Raw genomic sequence first — 17,112 nt, 5'->3', positions numbered from 1 at the left:
GGCTGAGCGTGCACGAGGCCCGCATCCCCGAGAGGAGGCGGGCCTCGTGCAGTGAGCGCTGCGGATCAGTCGCGCAGGGTCGCACCGAAACGCTCGGACGCCACGGCGACACCGGCGAGCTTCGCCTCGGTCGCCTCCGCGGCGGTCAGCGTGCGGTCATCGGCACGGAAGCGCAGCGCGAACGTGAGGCTCTTCTGCCCGGCCGGGAGGCCGTCGCCGCGGTAGTCGTCGACGAGGCGGATGCCCTCGAGCAGCGATCCTGCCCCCTCGGCCAACGCCTCGCGCACCTCGCCCGCGGCGACGCCCGCGTCGATCACCAGGGACACGTCCTGGGTGGCGGCAGGGAACGTCGACAACGATGCCGCCACGGCACGAGGCGTCGCGAGCGTGAGGATGCCGTCGAGATCGAGTTCGAGCACCGTGGCTCGCCCCGGCAGGTCGGCCGCGGCCGAGACGTCGGGGTGCAGCTCGCCGATGTATCCGACCTCGACGCCCGCGACCGACAGCACGCCGGTACGCCCCGGGTGCAGAGCGGCGCGACGCCCCTGCGCGACATCGATGTCGACCCCGGCGGCGGCACCGATCACACGGACCGCGTCGAGAGCCTCGGAGAGACCCGCGACCTCGGCGGTGCGGCCGGGCTGGCGCACGACGACGTTCCCGGTGAGCAGCACGGCGACGTGACGATGCTGCGGCGGGATCGAGGCGTTCAGCGCTGCCAGCGTCTCGTCCGACGGGCGCTCACCGAGCGGCGGGACCTCGTCGGTGCCGTACTCGACACCGGGCTCGGGCAGGAAGACGACACCGGTCTCGAACAGCGAGAGATCCGTGAGGCCGCGCGAGATGTTCCGATGTGCGATCTGCAGCAGGCCCGGGATGAGCGAGCGGCGCAGGAACGGCGCGGATCCGTCGAGGGGGTTCGCGAGCCGGATGCTGGGCAGGTGCTCTCCCGATGCGGAGCCGTGCAGGTCGTTCTCGGCCGCCGTGGTGAACGGGAACGACGGCGTCTCGACGAGTCCCGCCGCCGCGAGGGCGTCGGCCACCCGCCGGCGACCCTGCTGGTGCGCGGTCAGACCACGACCCGAGGGCGGCGTCGGAAGCACCGAGGGGATGCGGTCGAGACCGTGGATGCGGGCGACCTCCTCGGCGAGGGACCACTTGTCGGTGATGTCTGGGCGCCAGGTCGGTGGGATGACGAGCCAGCCGCCCTCGGCCGCGGTGACCTCGGCGCCGATCATCGTCAGCGCGTCGGTGATCTCGGCATCGGTGTAGTCGACGCCGATCAGCGCCTGCACGAAACCCTCGGGCAGGTGGATGTCGCCGACGAAGACCTCCGCGAACAGTGCTCCCCCCTCGTCGGTGAGCGATCCTCCGGCGAGCTCGACCATGAGATCCGCGGCCCGGCGCGCCGCCACGAACGGCACCAGCGGGTCGACGCCGCGCTCGAACCGCTTGGACGCCTCGCTGGGGAGCTTGTGGCGACGGGCGCTGCGCGCGATGGTGATCGGGTCGAAGGTCGCGGCCTCGATGAGGACGTTCCGCGTGGACTCGCTCATCTCGGTGGTACCGCCGCCCATGACCCCCGCGAGGCCGATCGGTCCCGACTCGTCCGTGATCAGCAGATCCTCGCCGTGGAGCGTGCGCTCCTGGCCGTCGAGGGTCGTCATCTTCTCCCCCGGTGCCGCACGGCGCACCGTGATGCCGCCGGTGAGACGGTCGAGGTCGTATCCGTGCAGCGGCTGGCCGAGCTCGAGCATCACGTAGTTCGTGATGTCGATGAGGATGCCGAGCGAGCGCATGCCGGCGAGCGACAGACGGGCGATCATCCACGGCGGGGTCGGCCGTGACGGGTCGACCCCGCGCACCACGCGGGTGACGAACTCGCTCGCGCCGGCGTTGCCGCGGATGGGTGCCGCATCGTCGACGATCGCCGTGTGGCCGGTGCCGGGCTGCAGCTCGGCGACGTCGCGCTCGGCGGGGTCGCGGAAGGAGGAGCCGGTGGCGTGGGAGTACTCGCGGGCGACACCGCGCAGCGAGAAGGCGTACCCGCGGTCGGGGGTGACGTTGATCTCGACGGCGACGTCATCGAGCCCGAGCAGGCTGATGGCGTCGGTGCCGACGGGCGCGTCGATGCCGAGGTCCGCGAGCACGAGGATGCCGTTGTGCTCGTCGCCGAGGCCGAGCTCGCGCGCCGAGGCGATCATGCCGTCCGACACATGGCCGTACGTCTTGCGCGCGGCGATGGGGAAAGGCCCGGGCAGCACCGCGCCGGGAAGCGTCACGATGACCTTGTCGCCTGCCGTGAAGTTGTGGGCGCCGCAGACGATGCCGCGGACGCCGCCGTTCGAAGCGCCGACATCGACCTGGCACCAGTTGATCGTCTTGCCGTTGGACTGCGGTTCGCCCTCGAGCGACACGACCTGACCGACGACGACCGGGCCGGAGATGTCGAAGCGGTGCACGTCCTCCTCTTCGAAGCCCACGGTGACCATCGCCGCGAGGACGTCCTCGGGCGTCGCATCCGCTGCCAGATCGACGTACTCACGCAACCACGAAAGCGGGACGCGCATCACACCACCATCCCGTACTGCTCGCTGAATCGGACATCGCCCTCTGCCATGTCCCTCATGTCCTGCACATCGCTGCGGAACATCAGTGCCCGCTCGACGCCCATGCCGAAGGCGAAGCCGCTGTAGACATCGGGATCGATGCCCGCCGCGCGCAGCACGTTCGGATTCACCATGCCGCAGCCGCCCCATTCGATCCAGCGCGCACCGCCCTTGAAGGTCGGGTGCCACAGGTCGAGTTCGGCGGAGGGCTCGGTGAAGGGGAAGAAGTTGGTGCGGAAGCGCGTCTTCGCCTCGGGCCCGAAGAGCTGACGCGCGACGTGGTCGAGCGTGCCCTTGAGGTGCGCCATCGAGATGCCCTTGTCGATGACCAGGCCCTCGAACTGCGTGAACACCGGCAGGTGGGTCGCGTCGAACTCGTCGGTGCGGTAGACCCGGCCGGGGCACAGCACGTAGATCGGCACCTCGCGGTCGAGCATCGAACGCACCTGCACGGGACTCGTGTGCGTGCGCATCACCAGGTGACGCGACGTCGGGTCGACGTAGAACGTGTCCTGCTCCTGGCGGGCCGGGTGGTCGACGTCGAAGTTCAGGGCGTCGAAGTTGAACCACTCGTGCTCGAGCTCCGGCCCCTCCGCGATCTCCCATCCCATGCCGACGAAGATGTCGGAGATCTGCTCGCTGAGCAGCGTCAGCGGATGCCGTGCACCGACGCGCGTGCGCGACGGCACGGCGGTGATGTCGACGCGCTCGGCCTCGAGGCGGGCGGCCACCTCGGCGGCGGCGAGCTCGGCCTCCTTGGCGGCGAGCGCCTTGGTCACCTGCCCACGACCCTGGCCGACGAGCTTGCCGAAAGCGGCCTTGTTCTCAGGGGCGACCTGACGCATCGAGGCGTTCAGCACGGCGAGCGGCGAGCCGTCGGCCACGTGGGCTGCTCGGGCCGTCTTCAGCTCGGCCGTATCGGCGGCTGCGGCGATCGCTTCGAGGGCGGCTGCGACAGCGGCCTCGACGGCTTCCGGGGTGATTTCGGGAGACTCAGACACGAGACAGGAGTCTACCGGCGCGCGGTGGTCACCCCGCGCCGCCAGACCGTCAGCCCCTGCCCGAACCGCCGTCCAGACCAGACGCGCCCGCGCCCTTCTGCAGCGCGATCACCTGGGTCAGAGTCGACTCGTCGTCGGCCGCGACGTTTCCGGCGGCCGCGGTCTGAGCCGGCGAACGGCGCGCGCGCTTCTGCAGACGGAATGCGACGTACGAGAGCAGGAGGCAGACCGCGACGTACATGGACCCGCCGACGAGTGCAGCGGGGATCAGCGGAGATCCGTACGGCGCCTGGTTGCCGATCTGGTTGATGACGTACAGCAGCTCCTGGTAGGTGATGATGAACCCGAGCGCGGTGTCCTTGAGCGCCACGACGAGCTGCGCGATGATCACCGGCATCATGGCGCGCACGGCCTGCGGGATGAGGATGAAGTACATCACCCCGGTCTTTCGCAGTCCGATCGCGTAACCGGCTTCCTTCTGCCCACGGGGCAGGGACTCGATGCCGGCTCGGAGGACCTCGGCGAGCACCGATCCGTTGTACACGATCAGGGCGATCACGACGGCCCAATAGGGCGGCATCTTCACGCCGATCACGGGGAGGCCGTAGTACAGCAGCATCATCAGGATGAGCACCGGAACCGCTCGCAGCACCTCGATGATCCACCGGACCGGCTCACGCACCCAGGCGTGCTCCGACAGGCGTCCGATGCCGAGCAGGAAGCCGAGGGCGATGGCCCCGACACCGGCGACGACGAACGCTGCCAGCGTCGACAGCAGCCCTTCGCCGAAGCGGACCCAGACGGCCGAGAACGTGAAGATGTTCCACTTCTCGGCTGAGAACTGACCGGTGGCGATCAGCCTCCACACGACCCAACCGAGCACGGCGAGGACGACGAGGATGGTGGCGACTCCGATGAGTCGGTTGCGAGCGATGGCCCGAGGGCCGGGGACGTCGAAAAGGACGGAACTCATCGCGCGATCCTCCACTTGTTCTCGAGAACGCGCTGCACCCAGGCGAGCAGCAGCACCAGCACCACGAACAGGACCATGACCCACAGCAGCACGACGAGCGCGCTCTCACCGCGCTCGCTGAGCGCCGCGCGGATCGTGCCGAGGTTGACGACGGAGAAGCCGGCGGCCACCGTGGTGTTCTTCATGAGAGCGATCAGGACGCTCATCATCGGCGGGACAACGGAGCGCGTCGCCTGCGGCAGCACGACGTAGCGCATGACCTGTCCGAAGTTCAGGCCGATCGCACGCGCCGCTTCGGCCTGGCCGACCGGCACGGTGTTGATGCCGGCGCGCAACGCCTCGGCGACGTAGGTCGCGGTGTAGAGCCCGAGCGCGATCACGGCCAGGAGCAGTGAGTTCACGCGCTCCCCCAGCAGGATCGGGAGGCAGAACGCGAAGAAGAACATGACGAGCGTCAGCGGTGTGTTGCGGATCCAGTTGACGTACACGCCTCCGACGGCGCGGGCGATCGGAACCGGGGACACGCGCGCTGCCCCGACGATCAGTCCGAGGACCAGCGCGATGATGCCACCGCCCAGAAACAGCACGATGGTTCCCCACAGCGCCTCTCCCCAGAGATCGAGGTGGTCGGTGATGACTCCCACTGGTGCTCCTGTCGATTCGAATTCTCGGATGGTTCCTGCCGGTGAGCGGGGCGGTCGAGCGAGTCGACCGCCCCGCGGGAATCAGCCGATCGGATCGACCTCGGGCTGGGTCGCCTTGACGCCGGAGGCGCCGAGGTTGTTGTCGAAGATCTGCTGCCAGATCTCGCCGCCGTCGGTCAGCTGCGTGTTGAAGTACTCGGCCAGCGCGTCATCGCCCTTGGCGAGTCCGATGCCGTAGCGCTCCTCGCTGAACGGCTCCCCGACGACCTTGAGCTTGTCCGGGTCCTGAGCCGCGTAGCCGATGAGGATCGCCTCATCGGTGGTGACGGCATCGACCTGGCCGTTCTTGAGGTCCTCGACGCACTTGGAGTACGTGTCGTATTCCTTGGTGGGCACGTCGGGGTAGTTCGTCTTGATGTTCTGGATCGGAGTCGATCCCGTCGCCGAGCACACGGTCGTGTCCGCGCTCAGGTCGTCCACGCTCTTGATATCGCTGTCTGCGCCGACGAGCAGTCCCTGACCTGTGACGAAGTACGGACCGGCGAAGGAGATCTGCTCCTTGCGCTTGTCGGTGATCGAGTACGTGCCGACGTAGTAGTCGATGTCGCCGTTCACGATCGCCTGCTCGCGGTTCGCGGAAGCGATCGCCTGGAACTCGATCTTCTCCGGGTCGACTCCGAGCGATGCCGCCATCCAGCGGGCGATGTCGACGTCGAATCCCGTGCGTTCGTTCGTCACCGGGTCCAGGTAGCCCAGACCGGGCTGGTCCTCCTTGACTCCGACCTTGATCGTGCCGGCGGACTCGATCCGGTCGAACGTGGGGCTGCCATCGATGCTGACATCGGTCAGAACGGTCCACGGAGTGCTGCTGGAGGTGTCACCCTCGTCGCCCCCCTCCGGGGCTCCCGTGCTGGACGGCGTGCCGCTGTTGCAGGCGGTCAGCGCGAGCAGCGCTGCCGCGGCGATCCCGATGCCTGCCAGTGTCCGTGTGCGTCGCATGTGCGTCTCCTTCGTGTGCTGTGTGTGCAGGGTCTGTGAAGTGCGTGGGTGCTGATGTGCGTCGTGCTGCGCGCGTCAGTGCGTGAGGAGCTTCGAGAGGAAGTCCTTGGCACGGTCGCTCTTCGGGTTCGTGAAGAACTCCTCAGGAGTCGCCTCCTCCACGATCCGCCCGTCGGCCATGAAGACCACCCGGTCGGCGGCCTTGCGGGCGAAGCCCATCTCGTGGGTGACGACGATCATCGTCATGCCCTCGTGCGCGAGGTCGACCATGACATCGAGCACCTCGTTGATCATCTCGGGGTCGAGTGCGCTGGTCGGCTCGTCGAACAGCATCACCTTGGGGTGCATCGCGAGCGCACGGGCGATCGCCACGCGCTGCTGCTGTCCGCCCGAGAGCTGCGCGGGGAGCTTCGATGCCTGCTTCGCGATGCCGACGCGCTCGAGGAGCTGCATGGCCTCCTTCTCGGCGGCGGCCTTCTTGAGACCACGGACCTTGATGGGACCGAGCGTCACGTTCTCGAGGATCGTGAGATGCGCGAACAGGTTGAACGACTGGAACACCATGCCGACGTCGGCGCGCAGGTTCGCGAGCCCCTTGCCCTCGGCCGGCAGCTCCTTGCCGTCGATGCTGATCGACCCGCTCGTGATCGTCTCGAGGCGGTTGATCGTGCGGCACAGCGTCGACTTGCCCGAACCCGACGGGCCGATCACGACGACGACCTCGCCGGCGTTGACCGTGAGATCGATATCGGTCAGTGCCTGGAAGTCGCCGTAGTGCTTCTGAACGTTGTCGACAACGACGAGAGGCTTACCAGAGGTCATCATTTCTCCAAACTAGCCAGGTCGAACACGTGGCTCCACACGGACGCGGCGACATTTACACGTTCGTAACCGCGCGAGGCATCGGACCGCGCCCCGGACGCGGAGCGCCCCGCGGCCCGCCCCCGCGAGCCGCGGAGGCGTCCCTGCCGCTGCGCCCCTCCCCCGAGGAGAACGCGGCGGCAGGCCTCCGGCCGGATGCGATCGTGCGACGGGGCGAGACGGTCGCTGAGTGCGCGCCTCTGCGAGGGGCGTGGGCACTGTGGCATCTGAATTCTCCGTCGAATCGAGCGCGATCGATCCTCAGAGTGGCAGAGCGGCCCGTCGGGGGGAGGACTTCTTGAGGATTTCTTGAGGGGTCAGTCCCGCTGGCTCCGGTAATAGGCGATCGCGCCGGGATGCAGGGCCACGGGTCCCGAGAAGATGGCCTGCCTCAGGTCCAGGAGTGCCGCGGCAGGAACGTTCCGGGCGATGCGGGTCCTGGCGTCGAAGAGGCCCTCGAGGACGTCGCGCACCATGCCGTCCGGGGTCTCGGACGACGTCACCAGGTAGTTCGGGACCGCCATCGTCGGCTGGGACGCATCGAGCCCGTAGAGCCCGATCGGGAAGTCGGAAGGACGGTAGGCGTCGGAGTAACGCGCATTGACCGTGTTGACCCAGCTCTGCTCGATGGGCAGCAGCCGCACGGGAGCGGTCTCGGCGAGCTGGGCGATCCCGGGGGTCGGGATGCCGCCGACCCAGAAGAACCCGTCTATGCCCGAGCGCTCCAGCGCGCTGATCGACTCGCCCAGATCCAGCTCCGGATCCTCGATGGTGGCCACGTCCACGCCGGCGGCGTCGAGCACGCGTGAGGCGATGACGTTGACTCCGGAGTTCTCGGCCCCGAGGGAGACCCGCCGTCCGGCCAGATCGTCGAGCGAGTCGATCGGCGAGTCCGCGCGGACGACGACGTGCAGGTACTCGTCGTACAACCGGGCGACCGCCTGCACGGGCATCGGCTCGGCGAACGGACCGGCTCCGGCGACGGCATCCGCCGCCGCGTCGCCCTGCGCGAATCCGAGGAGCGCCTCACCCGAGCTCACACGGAGGAGGTTGTCGACCGATCCCGCGGTCTCGGCGGCCTCCATCCGCACGTCCAGTGAGGACGACAGCTCCGTCGCGAGCTCGCTGCCGTACGCGAAGTAGAGGCCGTTCGACCCTCCTCCGGCGATCACATACCGCGCCGTGCCCCAGTGCTCCGACCGCCCGGCGCAGGCGCTCGACGCACCGGCCATCACGAGCACCAGGACGGCCGCCGTGATCCGCCCCCACCGTGAGCCTCTGGAGCCGCGCGGACGCCGAGCACCGTTCATCGGTCCGCTCCGTCCGGCAGCACGAGGGCCACGACGAGGCCACCGCCGTCGGCAGAGGAGACCGCGAGCGCGCCGCCGATCGACTCCAGCAGGTCGGTCGCGATCGCCAGCCCCAATCCCGTTCCCGGCGTCTCGCCGCTGTCCTCGCTGCGCCAGAACCGGTCCGCCGCCGAGGCCGCTTCGGCGATCGTGAGGCCAGGACCGTGATCGCGCACCGTGAGCCGGCACAGATCGCCCTCCCTCGATGCCTCGACCACCACGACCGAGTCGGCGGGCGAGAACTTCACCGCGTTGTCGATCACCGCGTCGAGGGCGCTCTCGACGATCGTGCGATCGGTCACACTCATCACGGATGCCTCGGCGCCGGCCTGCATCCGGACCCCGCGCTGCGCGGCGACATCCCGCCAGGCGTCCGCCCGGCGAGCCGCCAGCACGCTCAGATCGACGGCCGAGACGGCGATGTCGGCGCGCCCGCCGCGCGCAAGGCCCAGCAGCGTCTCGAGGATCCGCACCATCCGTCGCCCCTCCTCGCGGGTCTCCTCGATATCGCCCTGCCACTCCGCTCCGAGTCCGGTCGAGAGGTGCTCGACGCGCAGCAGCAGGGCGTTCAGCGGGTTGCGCAGTTCGTGCGAGGCGTTGAGCGCGAACTCCTGCTGCCGCGTCATCACCCGTTCGATCTCGTCCGCCATGCCGTTGAACACCCGCGTCATGCGGCGCAGCTCCGGCGGTCCGGTGTCCTCCGACACGCGGGCGTCCATCGCCCCGCGCTCGATCGCGACCATCGCCTCGTCGAGGCGCCTGACCGGTGACAGCACCCACCGTGCCATCTGGAAAACCAGGAGCACCCCCAACCCGACAGCGAGGATCGACACGATGCTGAGAAGGAGGATCTGCTGAAGGATCTGCGTACGGGGCGCATCGACATCCGCGGACACCATCACGGCCCCGATCACATCACCGTCGTCGAACACCGGCTCGGCGAGGGACGACTCGGCGAGCATCCAGGGGAAGACCGGTTCCGGAGCGTCTGCGCGACGGCCGGAGAGCGCGAGACGCACGCGCGCGGCCTCGTCATCCGCGAGGACCCGGTCGACCGCTCCCCCGGCCGCCCAGATGCCGCCCGCGAGATCGAAGACCATCACCTCCGTCCCGTAGACCTCATGGAAACGCTGCACCTCCGCATCGATCACCGTGGTGCTCCCCGACCGCAGCGCCTGACGCGCACTCGCGGCGAAGTACCCGAGGTCACCGAGCTGCTCGGCATAGAACGCCTGTTGGATGCCACGGGTCGCACTCCACGCCGTCGCGCTGCCGAGCAGCAGCAGGACGGCCAGCAGCGGCACGAGGAACACCACGACGAGACGGCGCAGCATCGCCCGTCACCCCGCCAGCCGGTAGCCCACGCCGCGCACGGTCTCGATGAGACGGTGCGCGCCGGACTTGCGGCGGATCGCACCCACGTGTACCTCGAGGGAGTGCCCGAAGCCGCGCCAGTCGGTGTTCCACACTTCGCGGATCAGCCGTTCCTTCGGCACGGCGACTCCCGGATACCTGGCCAGCACCGCGACGATGTCGAACTCCTTGCGGGTGAGCTCGATCGCGGAGCTGTCGATGAGCACCTGCCTGCCCACGAGATCGATCTGCACGGCACCGTCCTGCAGGAGCACCACCGCCTCGGACTCGGGGCGGATCGGGCGCGACCGCCGGGTGACCGCCTCGATGCGAGCCAGAAGCTCGTGCACGTCGTAGGGCTTGACGACGAAGTCATCTGCTCCGGCCCGCAGACCCCTGATGCGCTCCGCCACCTGACTGCGCGCCGTCACGATGACGATGGGCACCTCCGAACGGCCACGGATACGGCGACACAGATCGACGCCGTCGATGTCGGGCAGCCCGAGATCGAGCAGGACGACCTCGGTGTCCGCGCCCAGAAGCTCGAGCGCGGCGGCACCGTCCGAGGCGCGCACCGTGGCGTAGCCGGATCGTGCAAGAAAGGCCTCGAGGGCGGCCGAGACACGGTCGTCGTCCTCCACGATCAGAATCTGCATCGACTCCGGGGCCCCTTCTCCGCTCGAGCAGGCCTCAATCTATCAGCCGTGCGGGCGCGCATACGGCAGCTCACCCGGCGACGGGGCGCCGACATGCGGCTTCGTGCGGGGACGTCGGCCCGCCGGAGGTCAGTCGACGGAGCCTGCGCGCTGCGCGAAGGCGCTCTCATACAGGCAGACACTGGCCGCAGTCGCCAGATTCAGCGACTCCGCCCGACCGAAGATCGGGAGCTTCAGCACCTGATCGGCCTGAGCCAGCGCCTCATCCTCGAGTCCCCTGGCCTCGTTTCCGAACAGCCAGGCAGTGGGCTCTGCGAGGACGCCGTCTGCGCGGGCACGCAGCAGATCATCGCCCTTCACATCGGCGGCGAGCACCCGCAGCCCCGCGGCGTGAGCCTTCTCGACGACGTCCTCGAGCTCCGCCCCCACCGACACGGGCAGGTGGAAGAGCGATCCTGTCGTGGCGCGCACGACTTTCGGGTTGTACGGGTCGACCGTACGGCCGGTCAGCACGACGGCATCCGCACCCGCCGCGTCTGCGGCTCGGATGATCGTGCCGAGGTTGCCGGGGTCCCTGATCTCCTCGCAGATCGCGACGAGGCGCGGCGAGGCCGCGAAGATGTCGCGCACCGAAGTGGGCGTCTGCCGCACGACCGCGACGAGTCCCTGCGGTGTGACCGTGTCGGCCATCGCGTTCAGGACGTACTCGGTGACGTGCTCGACCTCGACGTCGGCCGACGAGGCCTTCGCCCGGATGTCGGGATGCTTGTCCCAGCCGGCCGGCGTCGCGAACAGCTCGACGATCGCCTCGGGGCTGTAGGTCAGCGCCTCGCGCACCGCCTGCGGCCCCTCGAGGAGGAACAGGCCGGTCTCGCTGCGGGCGCTGCGCTTGGTGAGCTTCGCGACAGCTCGGACTCGGGGCGAACGCGGGTTCTCCAGCACGATCTCAGTCTAGAGAACGACGACGCCCTTGCCGTGCACGGCGACGGGAACGACAGAGGGCGCCCTCCCGAAGGAGAGCGCCCACTGTGGTGAAGAGCTGCCTACGCGGCCGACTTCGGTGCGTTGACGTCGGAGGGCAGTGCCTTCTTCGCCGTCTCGACCAGGGTCGTGAACGTCGCTGCGTCATTGACCGCGAGGTCGGCGAGCATGCGGCGGTCGACCGTGACACCCGCGAGGCCGAGGCCCTGGATGAAGCGGTTGTACGTGATGCCGTTCTGACGGGCCGCAGCGTTGATGCGCTGGATCCACAGACGACGGAAGTCGCCCTTGCGCTTGCGACGGTCACGGTACGAGTAGACCAGGGAGTGGATGACCTGCTCTTTGGCCTTGCGGTAGAGGCGCGAACGCTGACCGCGGTAGCCGGAGGCGCGCTCGAGGATGACCCGACGCTTCTTGTGGGCGTTTACCGCCCGCTTGACTCTTGCCATTTTCCTGTGTTCCTATTCGTGCGTTCGGGCGCTCAGCGACCGAGAAGCTTCTTGGCGACCTTGGTGTCAGCCTTCGACAGCACCTGGTCCTGGTTGAGGCGGCGGGTGCGACGGCTCGACTTGTGCTCGAGGTTGTGGCGCATCCCGGCCTGCTGCTTCTTCAGCTTGCCGCTGCCGGTGATCTTGAAGCGCTTCTTAGCACCCGAGTGGGTCTTCTGCTTCGGCATCTTCTCTTCCTTCGTATGGCGCCTTCTCAGGCGACGGTGTCAACCCGCGGTGCGGGAGTCTGGGGGCGGGAGTTACTCCGCGGTGGCCTTGGCGGGTGCATCCGCCTCGGTCTTGGCATCGCGAGCAGCCTGCTTCTTGTCGGCGCGCTGTGCGTCGCGAACGGCGTTCTGCTCCTGCTTGGCCTCGGACTTGCTCTTCATCGGAGCGACGATCATGACCATGTTGCGACCGTCGATGGTCGGGTTGGACTCGACCGTTCCGAGTTCGGCGACATCCTCCGCGAACTTGCGGAGCAGACGCACGCCCTGCTCGGGGCGCGACTGCTCGCGACCGCGGAAGAGGATCATCGCCTTGACCTTGTCTCCGGCCTTGAGGAACCCCTCGGCGCGCTTGAGCTTGGTCGTGTAGTCGTGCGCCTCGATCTTCAGACGGAAGCGCACCTCCTTCAGGATGGTGTTCGCCTGGTTGCGGCGAGCTTCCTTCTCCTTCTGGGCAGCTTCGTACTTGAACTTGCCGTAGTCCATGATCTTGACCACGGGCGGCTTCGAGTTGGGTGCGACCTCGACGAGGTCGAGGTCGGCTTCCTGCGCAAGGCGCAGCGCCGCCTCGATGCGGACGACGCCGATCTGCTCACCCGCGGGGCCGACGAGGCGGACCTCGGGGACGCGGATGCGCTCATTGGTGCGGGGATCGCTGATGCGGAACTCCTTAGACGAGTGGATTCGGCCACCAGGATGCTGTCAGCATCCCGGGCGAAGTCAGAATCGTCCCACCCACCGGCATTCAGACGCCGGCTCCGCACCCGATCTGCCGGATCCCGTCTGACGACGAGATCCGGTGGAGTGCAAGACCCGGTAGCCTGGAACGGCAAGCGCGGGTGGGAAGTGAATCCTCTTTCGTGCCGGAGCATGACGCTCCGGAGCCCGACACAGTCTAACAGAAGGCAAGGCGAAGTGACGAACCAGGCATCGGACGAGGCTGCACGCGAGCGCGAAGAGCGCTGGGCACGGCAAGAGGAGGCGGCGTCTTCAGCCACACGGGACATCGCCGACGTCCCCGCGGTCGAGGTGATCACCACTGCGGCCGTGCACCTGATGAGCGCGGCGGCCGTCAAGCTGGGCCTCGCCGACGACCCCGACGCGGCCGCTCAGCTCGACCTCGACGAGGCGCGCAAGCTGATCAACGCCCTGGCCGGGCTGATCACCGCGGGAGCGCCCGAGATCAGCGACATGCACGCCCGATCGCTGCGCGACGGTCTGCGTTCCCTGCAGCTCGCGTTCCGCGAGGCGTCCCCCATCCCCGACCCGATCGGCAAGGGCCCGGGCGAGAAGTGGACCGGGCCGGTCAACTAGGTCCTGATTCCGGGCTCCTAGGTCCTGATTCCGGGCTCCGCGGCGTTCGACGGGACGGATGCAGGATCACGGCACGGATGCAGGGACGGATCACCCGATCCGTCCCTGCATCCGTGCATCGGTCCTGCATCCTGACCGGGCTGCGGGCAGCATCAGACCGCGGGACCGATCAGACCGCGGGACCGATCAGATCGAGCGGCGCAGCTTGACGGTGAGGGAGTCGGCGAGGACGGCGATGCGGTCATCGCCCGCCCAGCGCTGCGCGAGGCGCGACAGCACGGCATCGAGGACCTCGCGCTCGAGGCCGTCGACGAGCTCGAGTACCACGACGAGCTCGGGCCCACGCAGGCGGGCGTCGGGATCACCGGGCGCGACCGCGACGTCGATCACGGCCAGCTCGTGCGCGACGCTCTCCTGCAGCGCCCCGAACACCTCGGGCGACAGGAAGCTCGGCTCCCAGGCGTGTCCCTGCGCGACAGCCCAGACCGCGGGGCGACGGAGGATGAACTCGGTGTCCGACGTCGGGTCGAGCACGATGAGGTCGGTGTCCTCGGCCGATGCCGCAAGCGCCGCACGCACGGCCTCGACCGGGATCGGCCGCGCCGTGGCATCCCACGTGCGCATCGCCTCGACGGACGAGAACACCGGCTGCACGCGACGTCCGTCGGGTGCAGCGACCGTCACGATCGACAGCTCCTGCGTCTTGTCGACGGCGAGACCGCTGGGCGCGACGCCCTCGTCACCCTTCTCTGCGATCAGGGGGATCAGGATCCTCGCGTTGCGGAAGGCGTCGACGACCTCGACCTGACTGCCCTCACCGGCGCGGAACCGCAGCAGTGCCGCCAGCAGGGCGGGGTCGGCAGACCCGTCGTCGGCGGCATGCGGGTTCGACTCGAAGCTGCGCCCCTCCCAGGGGACACCCGCGGAATCACCGTGACCGGCCGCGTGATCGTGGTCGCCGTGGCCGCTCGGCCCATCAGTCGTCGCCGGCGACATCCAGCGCCTCGGCCAGCGTGAACGCTCCCGCGTACAGGGCCTTTCCGACGATGGCGCCCTCGACGCCGAGCGGGACGAGTTCGCGAAGAGCGGCGATGTCGTCGAGGTTCGAGATGCCACCCGAGGCGACCACGGGCTTGGGGGTGCGTGCCGTGACCTCGCGCAGCAGCTCGAGGTTCGGTCCCTTCAGAGTGCCGTCCTTCGTGACGTCGGTGACGACGTAGCGGCTGCAGCCCGCGTCTTCGAGGCGCTCGAGGACCTCCCAGAGGTCGCCGCCCTCCTTCGTCCAGCCGCGCGCCGCGAGAGTGGTGCCGCGGACGTCCAGGCCGACGGCGATCGCCTCGCCGTAGCGGCTGATCACATCGGCGGCCCACTCGGGGTTCTCCAGTGCCGCGGTGCCGAGGTTGATGCGCGTCGCACCGCTCTCCAGCGCCGCCTCGAGCGTGGCGTCATCGCGGATGCCACCCGAGAGCTCGACGTTGACGTTCTTGAACTGCTTGATGACCTTGCGCAGGATCGGAGCGTTGGTGCCGCGCCCGAAGGCCGCATCGAGGTCGACGAGGTGGATCCACTTGGCGCCCTGCGCGACCCACTCGCCTGCGGCGTCCAACGGGTCGCCGTAGCTGGTCTCGGTGCCTGCCTCGCCCTGGGTGAGACGGACGGCCTTGCCTCCGGCGACATCGACCGCGGGGAGCAGGGTGAGCGATGGGGACTGCGCGAAGTCGTTCATGACGTCCTCAGGTGAGATGGGAGGGCCGATTCGTCGGCACGAGAATCGACACTATCCCGCGCATCCTCCCGCTCCAAAACGATGACGGCAGAGAACGGAGGCGGCACGCGGTAGCCTCGATCACGCCCCTGTTCGGTCGGTGAGGAGATGTTCCATGGTGCGCGATGCGGATGCGCGTGGAGTCGGCCCCCTGCGGCGCGGCAACCCCGAGACGCCCGATACCGGTGCGGCCCCTGCGGCCGACGAGCCGCAGGAGATCGTCGCCCCCTCCGCGGTGCCACCGCTCCCCGACGACATCGAGCAGACACGCCCCCTGCGCACAGCCGCATCCGACCGTCCTCCCGTGCCGGGGACGCGAGCAGCGGCGGCCGCAGCCGCCGCCTGGTCGCGCGCGCAGGCTCCGGCGTCCGGGTCCGCCGATCGGCCGACCCCGGCGATCGCCCTCCCCCCGGTGCCGACTCCGCCCGCGCCGCGGCCGTCGGCGCCTCCCACGCCGGCTGTGGCGACGACTCCGCCCACTCCCCCGGTGCCGTCCACACCTCCGGCCTCACCCCCGCTCGCCTCCCCGGCTCCGACACAGGCACAGGCCGCAACCTCCGCACCGACTCCGGCTCCGGCTCCGGCTCCGGCTCCGGCTCCGGCTCCGGCTCCGGAGGCATCCGTATCTCCGGCGGCATCCGCGTCTCCGTCCTCCGCCGACGCCTCGGCTCCCTCCCCGTCCCCGACTCTGGCGCCGGCACCGACTCCGGCACCGGCACCGGCACCGGCACAGGCGCAGCGAGAGGCACCGACACCGGCACAGGCGCAGCGAGAGGCACCGACACCGGCACACGCCCCCGCGAGGATCCCGTTCCGGGACGACATCGTCGCGCCGCCCGCACCCCCGGCTCCCCGCGCCGCGCCCGCCGATTCCGCGGCCGCACCGCACGCGTCCTCCTCCTCCAGACGCCAGCAGCGCGAGCAGGGTGTCGAGCGCCGTTCCTTCCTGCAGGACGAGCGACGCGAGGAACCCGCCCGTCGGGGTGCGCGGGGCCTCCTGAACCGCGTCGGCTTCTCCCTCGGTCCCGACTCCCGCGAACGCGCGGTGCGTGACGACGAGCACGCCGTCAGTCGGCATTGGCCTGGTCCTCGCACCGTCGCGATCGTCAACGGCAAGGGCGGTGCGGGCAAGACGCCCGCCACGGTCCTGCTCTCGGCGGTCTTCGCCCAGTACGGCGGTGCGGGAGTGCTCGCCTGGGACAACAACCAGACCCGCGGCACGCTCGGCTGGCGCACCGAGACCGGCGCGCACGACAGGACCCTGCTCGAACTGCTGCCGCAGACGCAGCGGCTGCTCGGCGCACAGGGGCAGTCCGCCGACCTGGCGCACTTCGTGCACCACCAGCCGCAGGAGAAGTACGACGTGCTCCGGTCGAAGCCGATCCGCCTCGCGCACGAGAATCGGTTGAGCCCCACCGACGTCGATGCCATCCATGCGGTCGCCGCGAAGTTCTACCGCCTGATCATCATCGACTCCGGCAACGACGAATCCGACCCGATGTGGTTGCGGATGATCGATCTCGCCGACCAGATCGTCGTCGCCACCACCACTCGGGACGACCATGCCGAGGCCGGCGCGCTCCTGCTCGAAGCCCTGGAGGACCGCGACGAACGCTCGGCCCGGCTCGCGCGCGAGTCCGTCGTCGTCGTCAGCCAAGCGGACCCGAAAGCATCCGCTGCGGACGTCTCCGAGGTCGTCGCCGGCTACCGTTCGCTCGCGCGAGAGGTCGTCGACATCCCGTTCGACCGCGAGATGGTCGACGGGCATCTGCGGCTCCGTGCGCTGGCTGCACCCACTCAGCGCGCCTGGCTCTCCGCCGCGGCCGCGGTCGCGCGAGGCTTCTGAGTCACGCGCGACACGCGAGACCTTCGCCTGCTCTGCGACACTCGCG

17 protein-coding genes are annotated in these 17,112 nt (G+C 69.2%); 2 read left to right on the top strand and 15 right to left on the bottom strand.

The window, feature by feature from the left end:
* Nucleotides 1–65: 65 nt before the first annotated feature.
* The 13 genes from pheT to infC all read right to left on the bottom strand — a co-directional run bounded on the left by pheT (nt 66) and on the right by infC (nt 12,825).
* Nucleotides 66–2,570 (bottom strand): phenylalanine--tRNA ligase subunit beta, encoded by a 2,505-nt coding sequence (gene pheT, locus ASD43_RS16740; protein ID WP_056421204.1) that lies wholly within the window; start codon nt 2,568–2,570, stop codon nt 66–68.
* On the bottom strand, nt 2,570–3,610 hold the full coding sequence (gene pheS / locus ASD43_RS16735; RefSeq protein WP_056421116.1) for a phenylalanine--tRNA ligase subunit alpha: 1,041 nt from the start codon (nt 3,608–3,610) through the stop codon (nt 2,570–2,572). Before pheS ends, pheT begins: the two co-directional genes overlap by 1 nt.
* 49 nt (nt 3,611–3,659) lie before the next feature.
* Nucleotides 3,660–4,583 carry an amino acid ABC transporter permease gene (locus ASD43_RS16730; RefSeq protein WP_056421115.1) on the bottom strand — a complete coding sequence of 308 codons (924 nt, stop codon included), beginning with the start codon at nt 4,581–4,583 and terminating at the stop codon, nt 3,660–3,662.
* Nucleotides 4,580–5,227, bottom strand: coding sequence for an amino acid ABC transporter permease (locus tag ASD43_RS16725; RefSeq protein ID WP_045252686.1), 648 nt, complete (start codon nt 5,225–5,227; stop codon nt 4,580–4,582). Before ASD43_RS16725 ends, ASD43_RS16730 begins: the two co-directional genes overlap by 4 nt.
* A gap of 81 nt (nt 5,228–5,308) precedes the next feature.
* Nucleotides 5,309–6,226: a glutamate ABC transporter substrate-binding protein gene (locus ASD43_RS16720; RefSeq protein ID WP_056421112.1), complete on the bottom strand. Its 918-nt coding sequence runs from the start codon at nt 6,224–6,226 to the stop codon at nt 5,309–5,311.
* A 75-nt stretch (nt 6,227–6,301) separates the two neighbouring features.
* Nucleotides 6,302–7,051, bottom strand: a complete 750-nt coding sequence (locus ASD43_RS16715; protein WP_374612801.1) for an amino acid ABC transporter ATP-binding protein — start codon at nt 7,049–7,051, stop codon at nt 6,302–6,304.
* A 353-nt stretch (nt 7,052–7,404) separates the two neighbouring features.
* Nucleotides 7,405–8,397: a TAXI family TRAP transporter solute-binding subunit gene (locus tag ASD43_RS16710; RefSeq protein ID WP_056421110.1), complete on the bottom strand. Its 993-nt coding sequence runs from the start codon at nt 8,395–8,397 to the stop codon at nt 7,405–7,407.
* Complete coding sequence (locus ASD43_RS16705; protein ID WP_056421108.1) at nt 8,394–9,770, bottom strand: sensor histidine kinase; 1,377 nt, start codon at nt 9,768–9,770, stop codon at nt 8,394–8,396. The genes ASD43_RS16710 and ASD43_RS16705 overlap by 4 nt, the downstream gene beginning before the upstream one ends.
* A gap of 6 nt (nt 9,771–9,776) precedes the next feature.
* Entirely contained in the window at nt 9,777–10,445 is a 669-nt protein-coding gene (locus ASD43_RS16700) for a response regulator transcription factor (RefSeq protein WP_056421106.1), read from the bottom strand.
* Between the two features lie 129 nt (nt 10,446–10,574).
* A complete protein-coding gene (locus ASD43_RS16695) occupies nt 10,575–11,387 on the bottom strand; it encodes a TrmH family RNA methyltransferase (protein WP_056421105.1) in 813 nt (270 codons plus the stop codon).
* A gap of 101 nt (nt 11,388–11,488) precedes the next feature.
* Nucleotides 11,489–11,875, bottom strand: a complete 387-nt coding sequence (gene rplT, locus ASD43_RS16690) for a 50S ribosomal protein L20 (RefSeq protein ID WP_045252681.1) — start codon at nt 11,873–11,875, stop codon at nt 11,489–11,491.
* A 32-nt stretch (nt 11,876–11,907) separates the two neighbouring features.
* Entirely contained in the window at nt 11,908–12,102 is a 195-nt protein-coding gene (rpmI, locus tag ASD43_RS16685; protein WP_017828564.1) for a 50S ribosomal protein L35, read from the bottom strand.
* Nucleotides 12,103–12,174: 72 nt separating this feature from the next.
* Nucleotides 12,175–12,825: a translation initiation factor IF-3 gene (gene infC / locus ASD43_RS16680; protein ID WP_082539511.1), complete on the bottom strand. Its 651-nt coding sequence runs from the start codon at nt 12,823–12,825 to the stop codon at nt 12,175–12,177.
* A gap of 231 nt (nt 12,826–13,056) precedes the next feature.
* Here infC and ASD43_RS16675 point away from each other — a divergent pair, with 231 nt between their 5' ends.
* Nucleotides 13,057–13,455, top strand: coding sequence for a DUF1844 domain-containing protein (locus ASD43_RS16675; protein ID WP_045252679.1), 399 nt, complete (start codon nt 13,057–13,059; stop codon nt 13,453–13,455).
* A 186-nt stretch (nt 13,456–13,641) separates the two neighbouring features.
* On the opposite strand, the gene ASD43_RS16670 is transcribed toward ASD43_RS16675, so the two are convergent.
* Together ASD43_RS16670 and priA are read right to left on the bottom strand one after the other, a co-directional pair.
* On the bottom strand, nt 13,642–14,451 hold the full coding sequence (locus tag ASD43_RS16670) for an SseB family protein (RefSeq protein WP_056421093.1): 810 nt from the start codon (nt 14,449–14,451) through the stop codon (nt 13,642–13,644).
* Entirely contained in the window at nt 14,432–15,181 is a 750-nt protein-coding gene (gene priA, locus ASD43_RS16665) for a bifunctional 1-(5-phosphoribosyl)-5-((5-phosphoribosylamino)methylideneamino)imidazole-4-carboxamide isomerase/phosphoribosylanthranilate isomerase PriA (RefSeq protein WP_056421092.1), read from the bottom strand. The genes ASD43_RS16670 and priA overlap by 20 nt, the downstream gene beginning before the upstream one ends.
* 154 nt (nt 15,182–15,335) lie before the next feature.
* Here priA and ASD43_RS17445 point away from each other — a divergent pair, with 154 nt between their 5' ends.
* Nucleotides 15,336–17,066, top strand: coding sequence for a MinD/ParA family ATP-binding protein (locus ASD43_RS17445; RefSeq protein ID WP_056421089.1), 1,731 nt, complete (start codon nt 15,336–15,338; stop codon nt 17,064–17,066).
* Nucleotides 17,067–17,112 lie beyond the last annotated feature (46 nt).

This window comes from Microbacterium sp. Root553 (assembly GCF_001426995.1).
Classification (GTDB): domain Bacteria; phylum Actinomycetota; class Actinomycetes; order Actinomycetales; family Microbacteriaceae; genus Microbacterium.
Note: the sequence above shows the minus strand (reverse complement) of the source record. Positions and strands in the feature narration are given on the sequence as shown.

What these genes read in the sequence shown, in the direction of transcription:
- ASD43_RS16710 (WP_056421110.1), bottom strand. Translation starts at nt 8,397, where the DNA reads ATGAACGGTGCTCGGCGTCCGCGCGGCTCCAGAGGCTCACGGTGGGGG.
- ASD43_RS16730 (WP_056421115.1), bottom strand. Translation starts at nt 4,583, where the DNA reads ATGAGTTCCGTCCTTTTCGACGTCCCCGGCCCTCGGGCCATCGCTCGC.
- ASD43_RS16700 (WP_056421106.1), bottom strand. Translation starts at nt 10,445, where the DNA reads ATGCAGATTCTGATCGTGGAGGACGACGACCGTGTCTCGGCCGCCCTC.
- rplT (WP_045252681.1), bottom strand. Translation starts at nt 11,875, where the DNA reads ATGGCAAGAGTCAAGCGGGCGGTAAACGCCCACAAGAAGCGTCGGGTC.
- ASD43_RS16720 (WP_056421112.1), bottom strand. Translation starts at nt 6,226, where the DNA reads ATGCGACGCACACGGACACTGGCAGGCATCGGGATCGCCGCGGCAGCG.
- rpmI (WP_017828564.1), bottom strand. Translation starts at nt 12,102, where the DNA reads ATGCCGAAGCAGAAGACCCACTCGGGTGCTAAGAAGCGCTTCAAGATC.
- pheT (WP_056421204.1), bottom strand. Translation starts at nt 2,570, where the DNA reads ATGCGCGTCCCGCTTTCGTGGTTGCGTGAGTACGTCGATCTGGCAGCG.
- ASD43_RS16670 (WP_056421093.1), bottom strand. Translation starts at nt 14,451, where the DNA reads ATGTCGCCGGCGACGACTGATGGGCCGAGCGGCCACGGCGACCACGAT.
- priA (WP_056421092.1), bottom strand. Translation starts at nt 15,181, where the DNA reads ATGAACGACTTCGCGCAGTCCCCATCGCTCACCCTGCTCCCCGCGGTC.
- ASD43_RS16715 (WP_374612801.1), bottom strand. Translation starts at nt 7,051, where the DNA reads ATGATGACCTCTGGTAAGCCTCTCGTCGTTGTCGACAACGTTCAGAAG.
- ASD43_RS17445 (WP_056421089.1), top strand. Translation starts at nt 15,336, where the DNA reads ATGGTGCGCGATGCGGATGCGCGTGGAGTCGGCCCCCTGCGGCGCGGC.
- ASD43_RS16705 (WP_056421108.1), bottom strand. Translation starts at nt 9,770, where the DNA reads ATGCTGCGCCGTCTCGTCGTGGTGTTCCTCGTGCCGCTGCTGGCCGTC.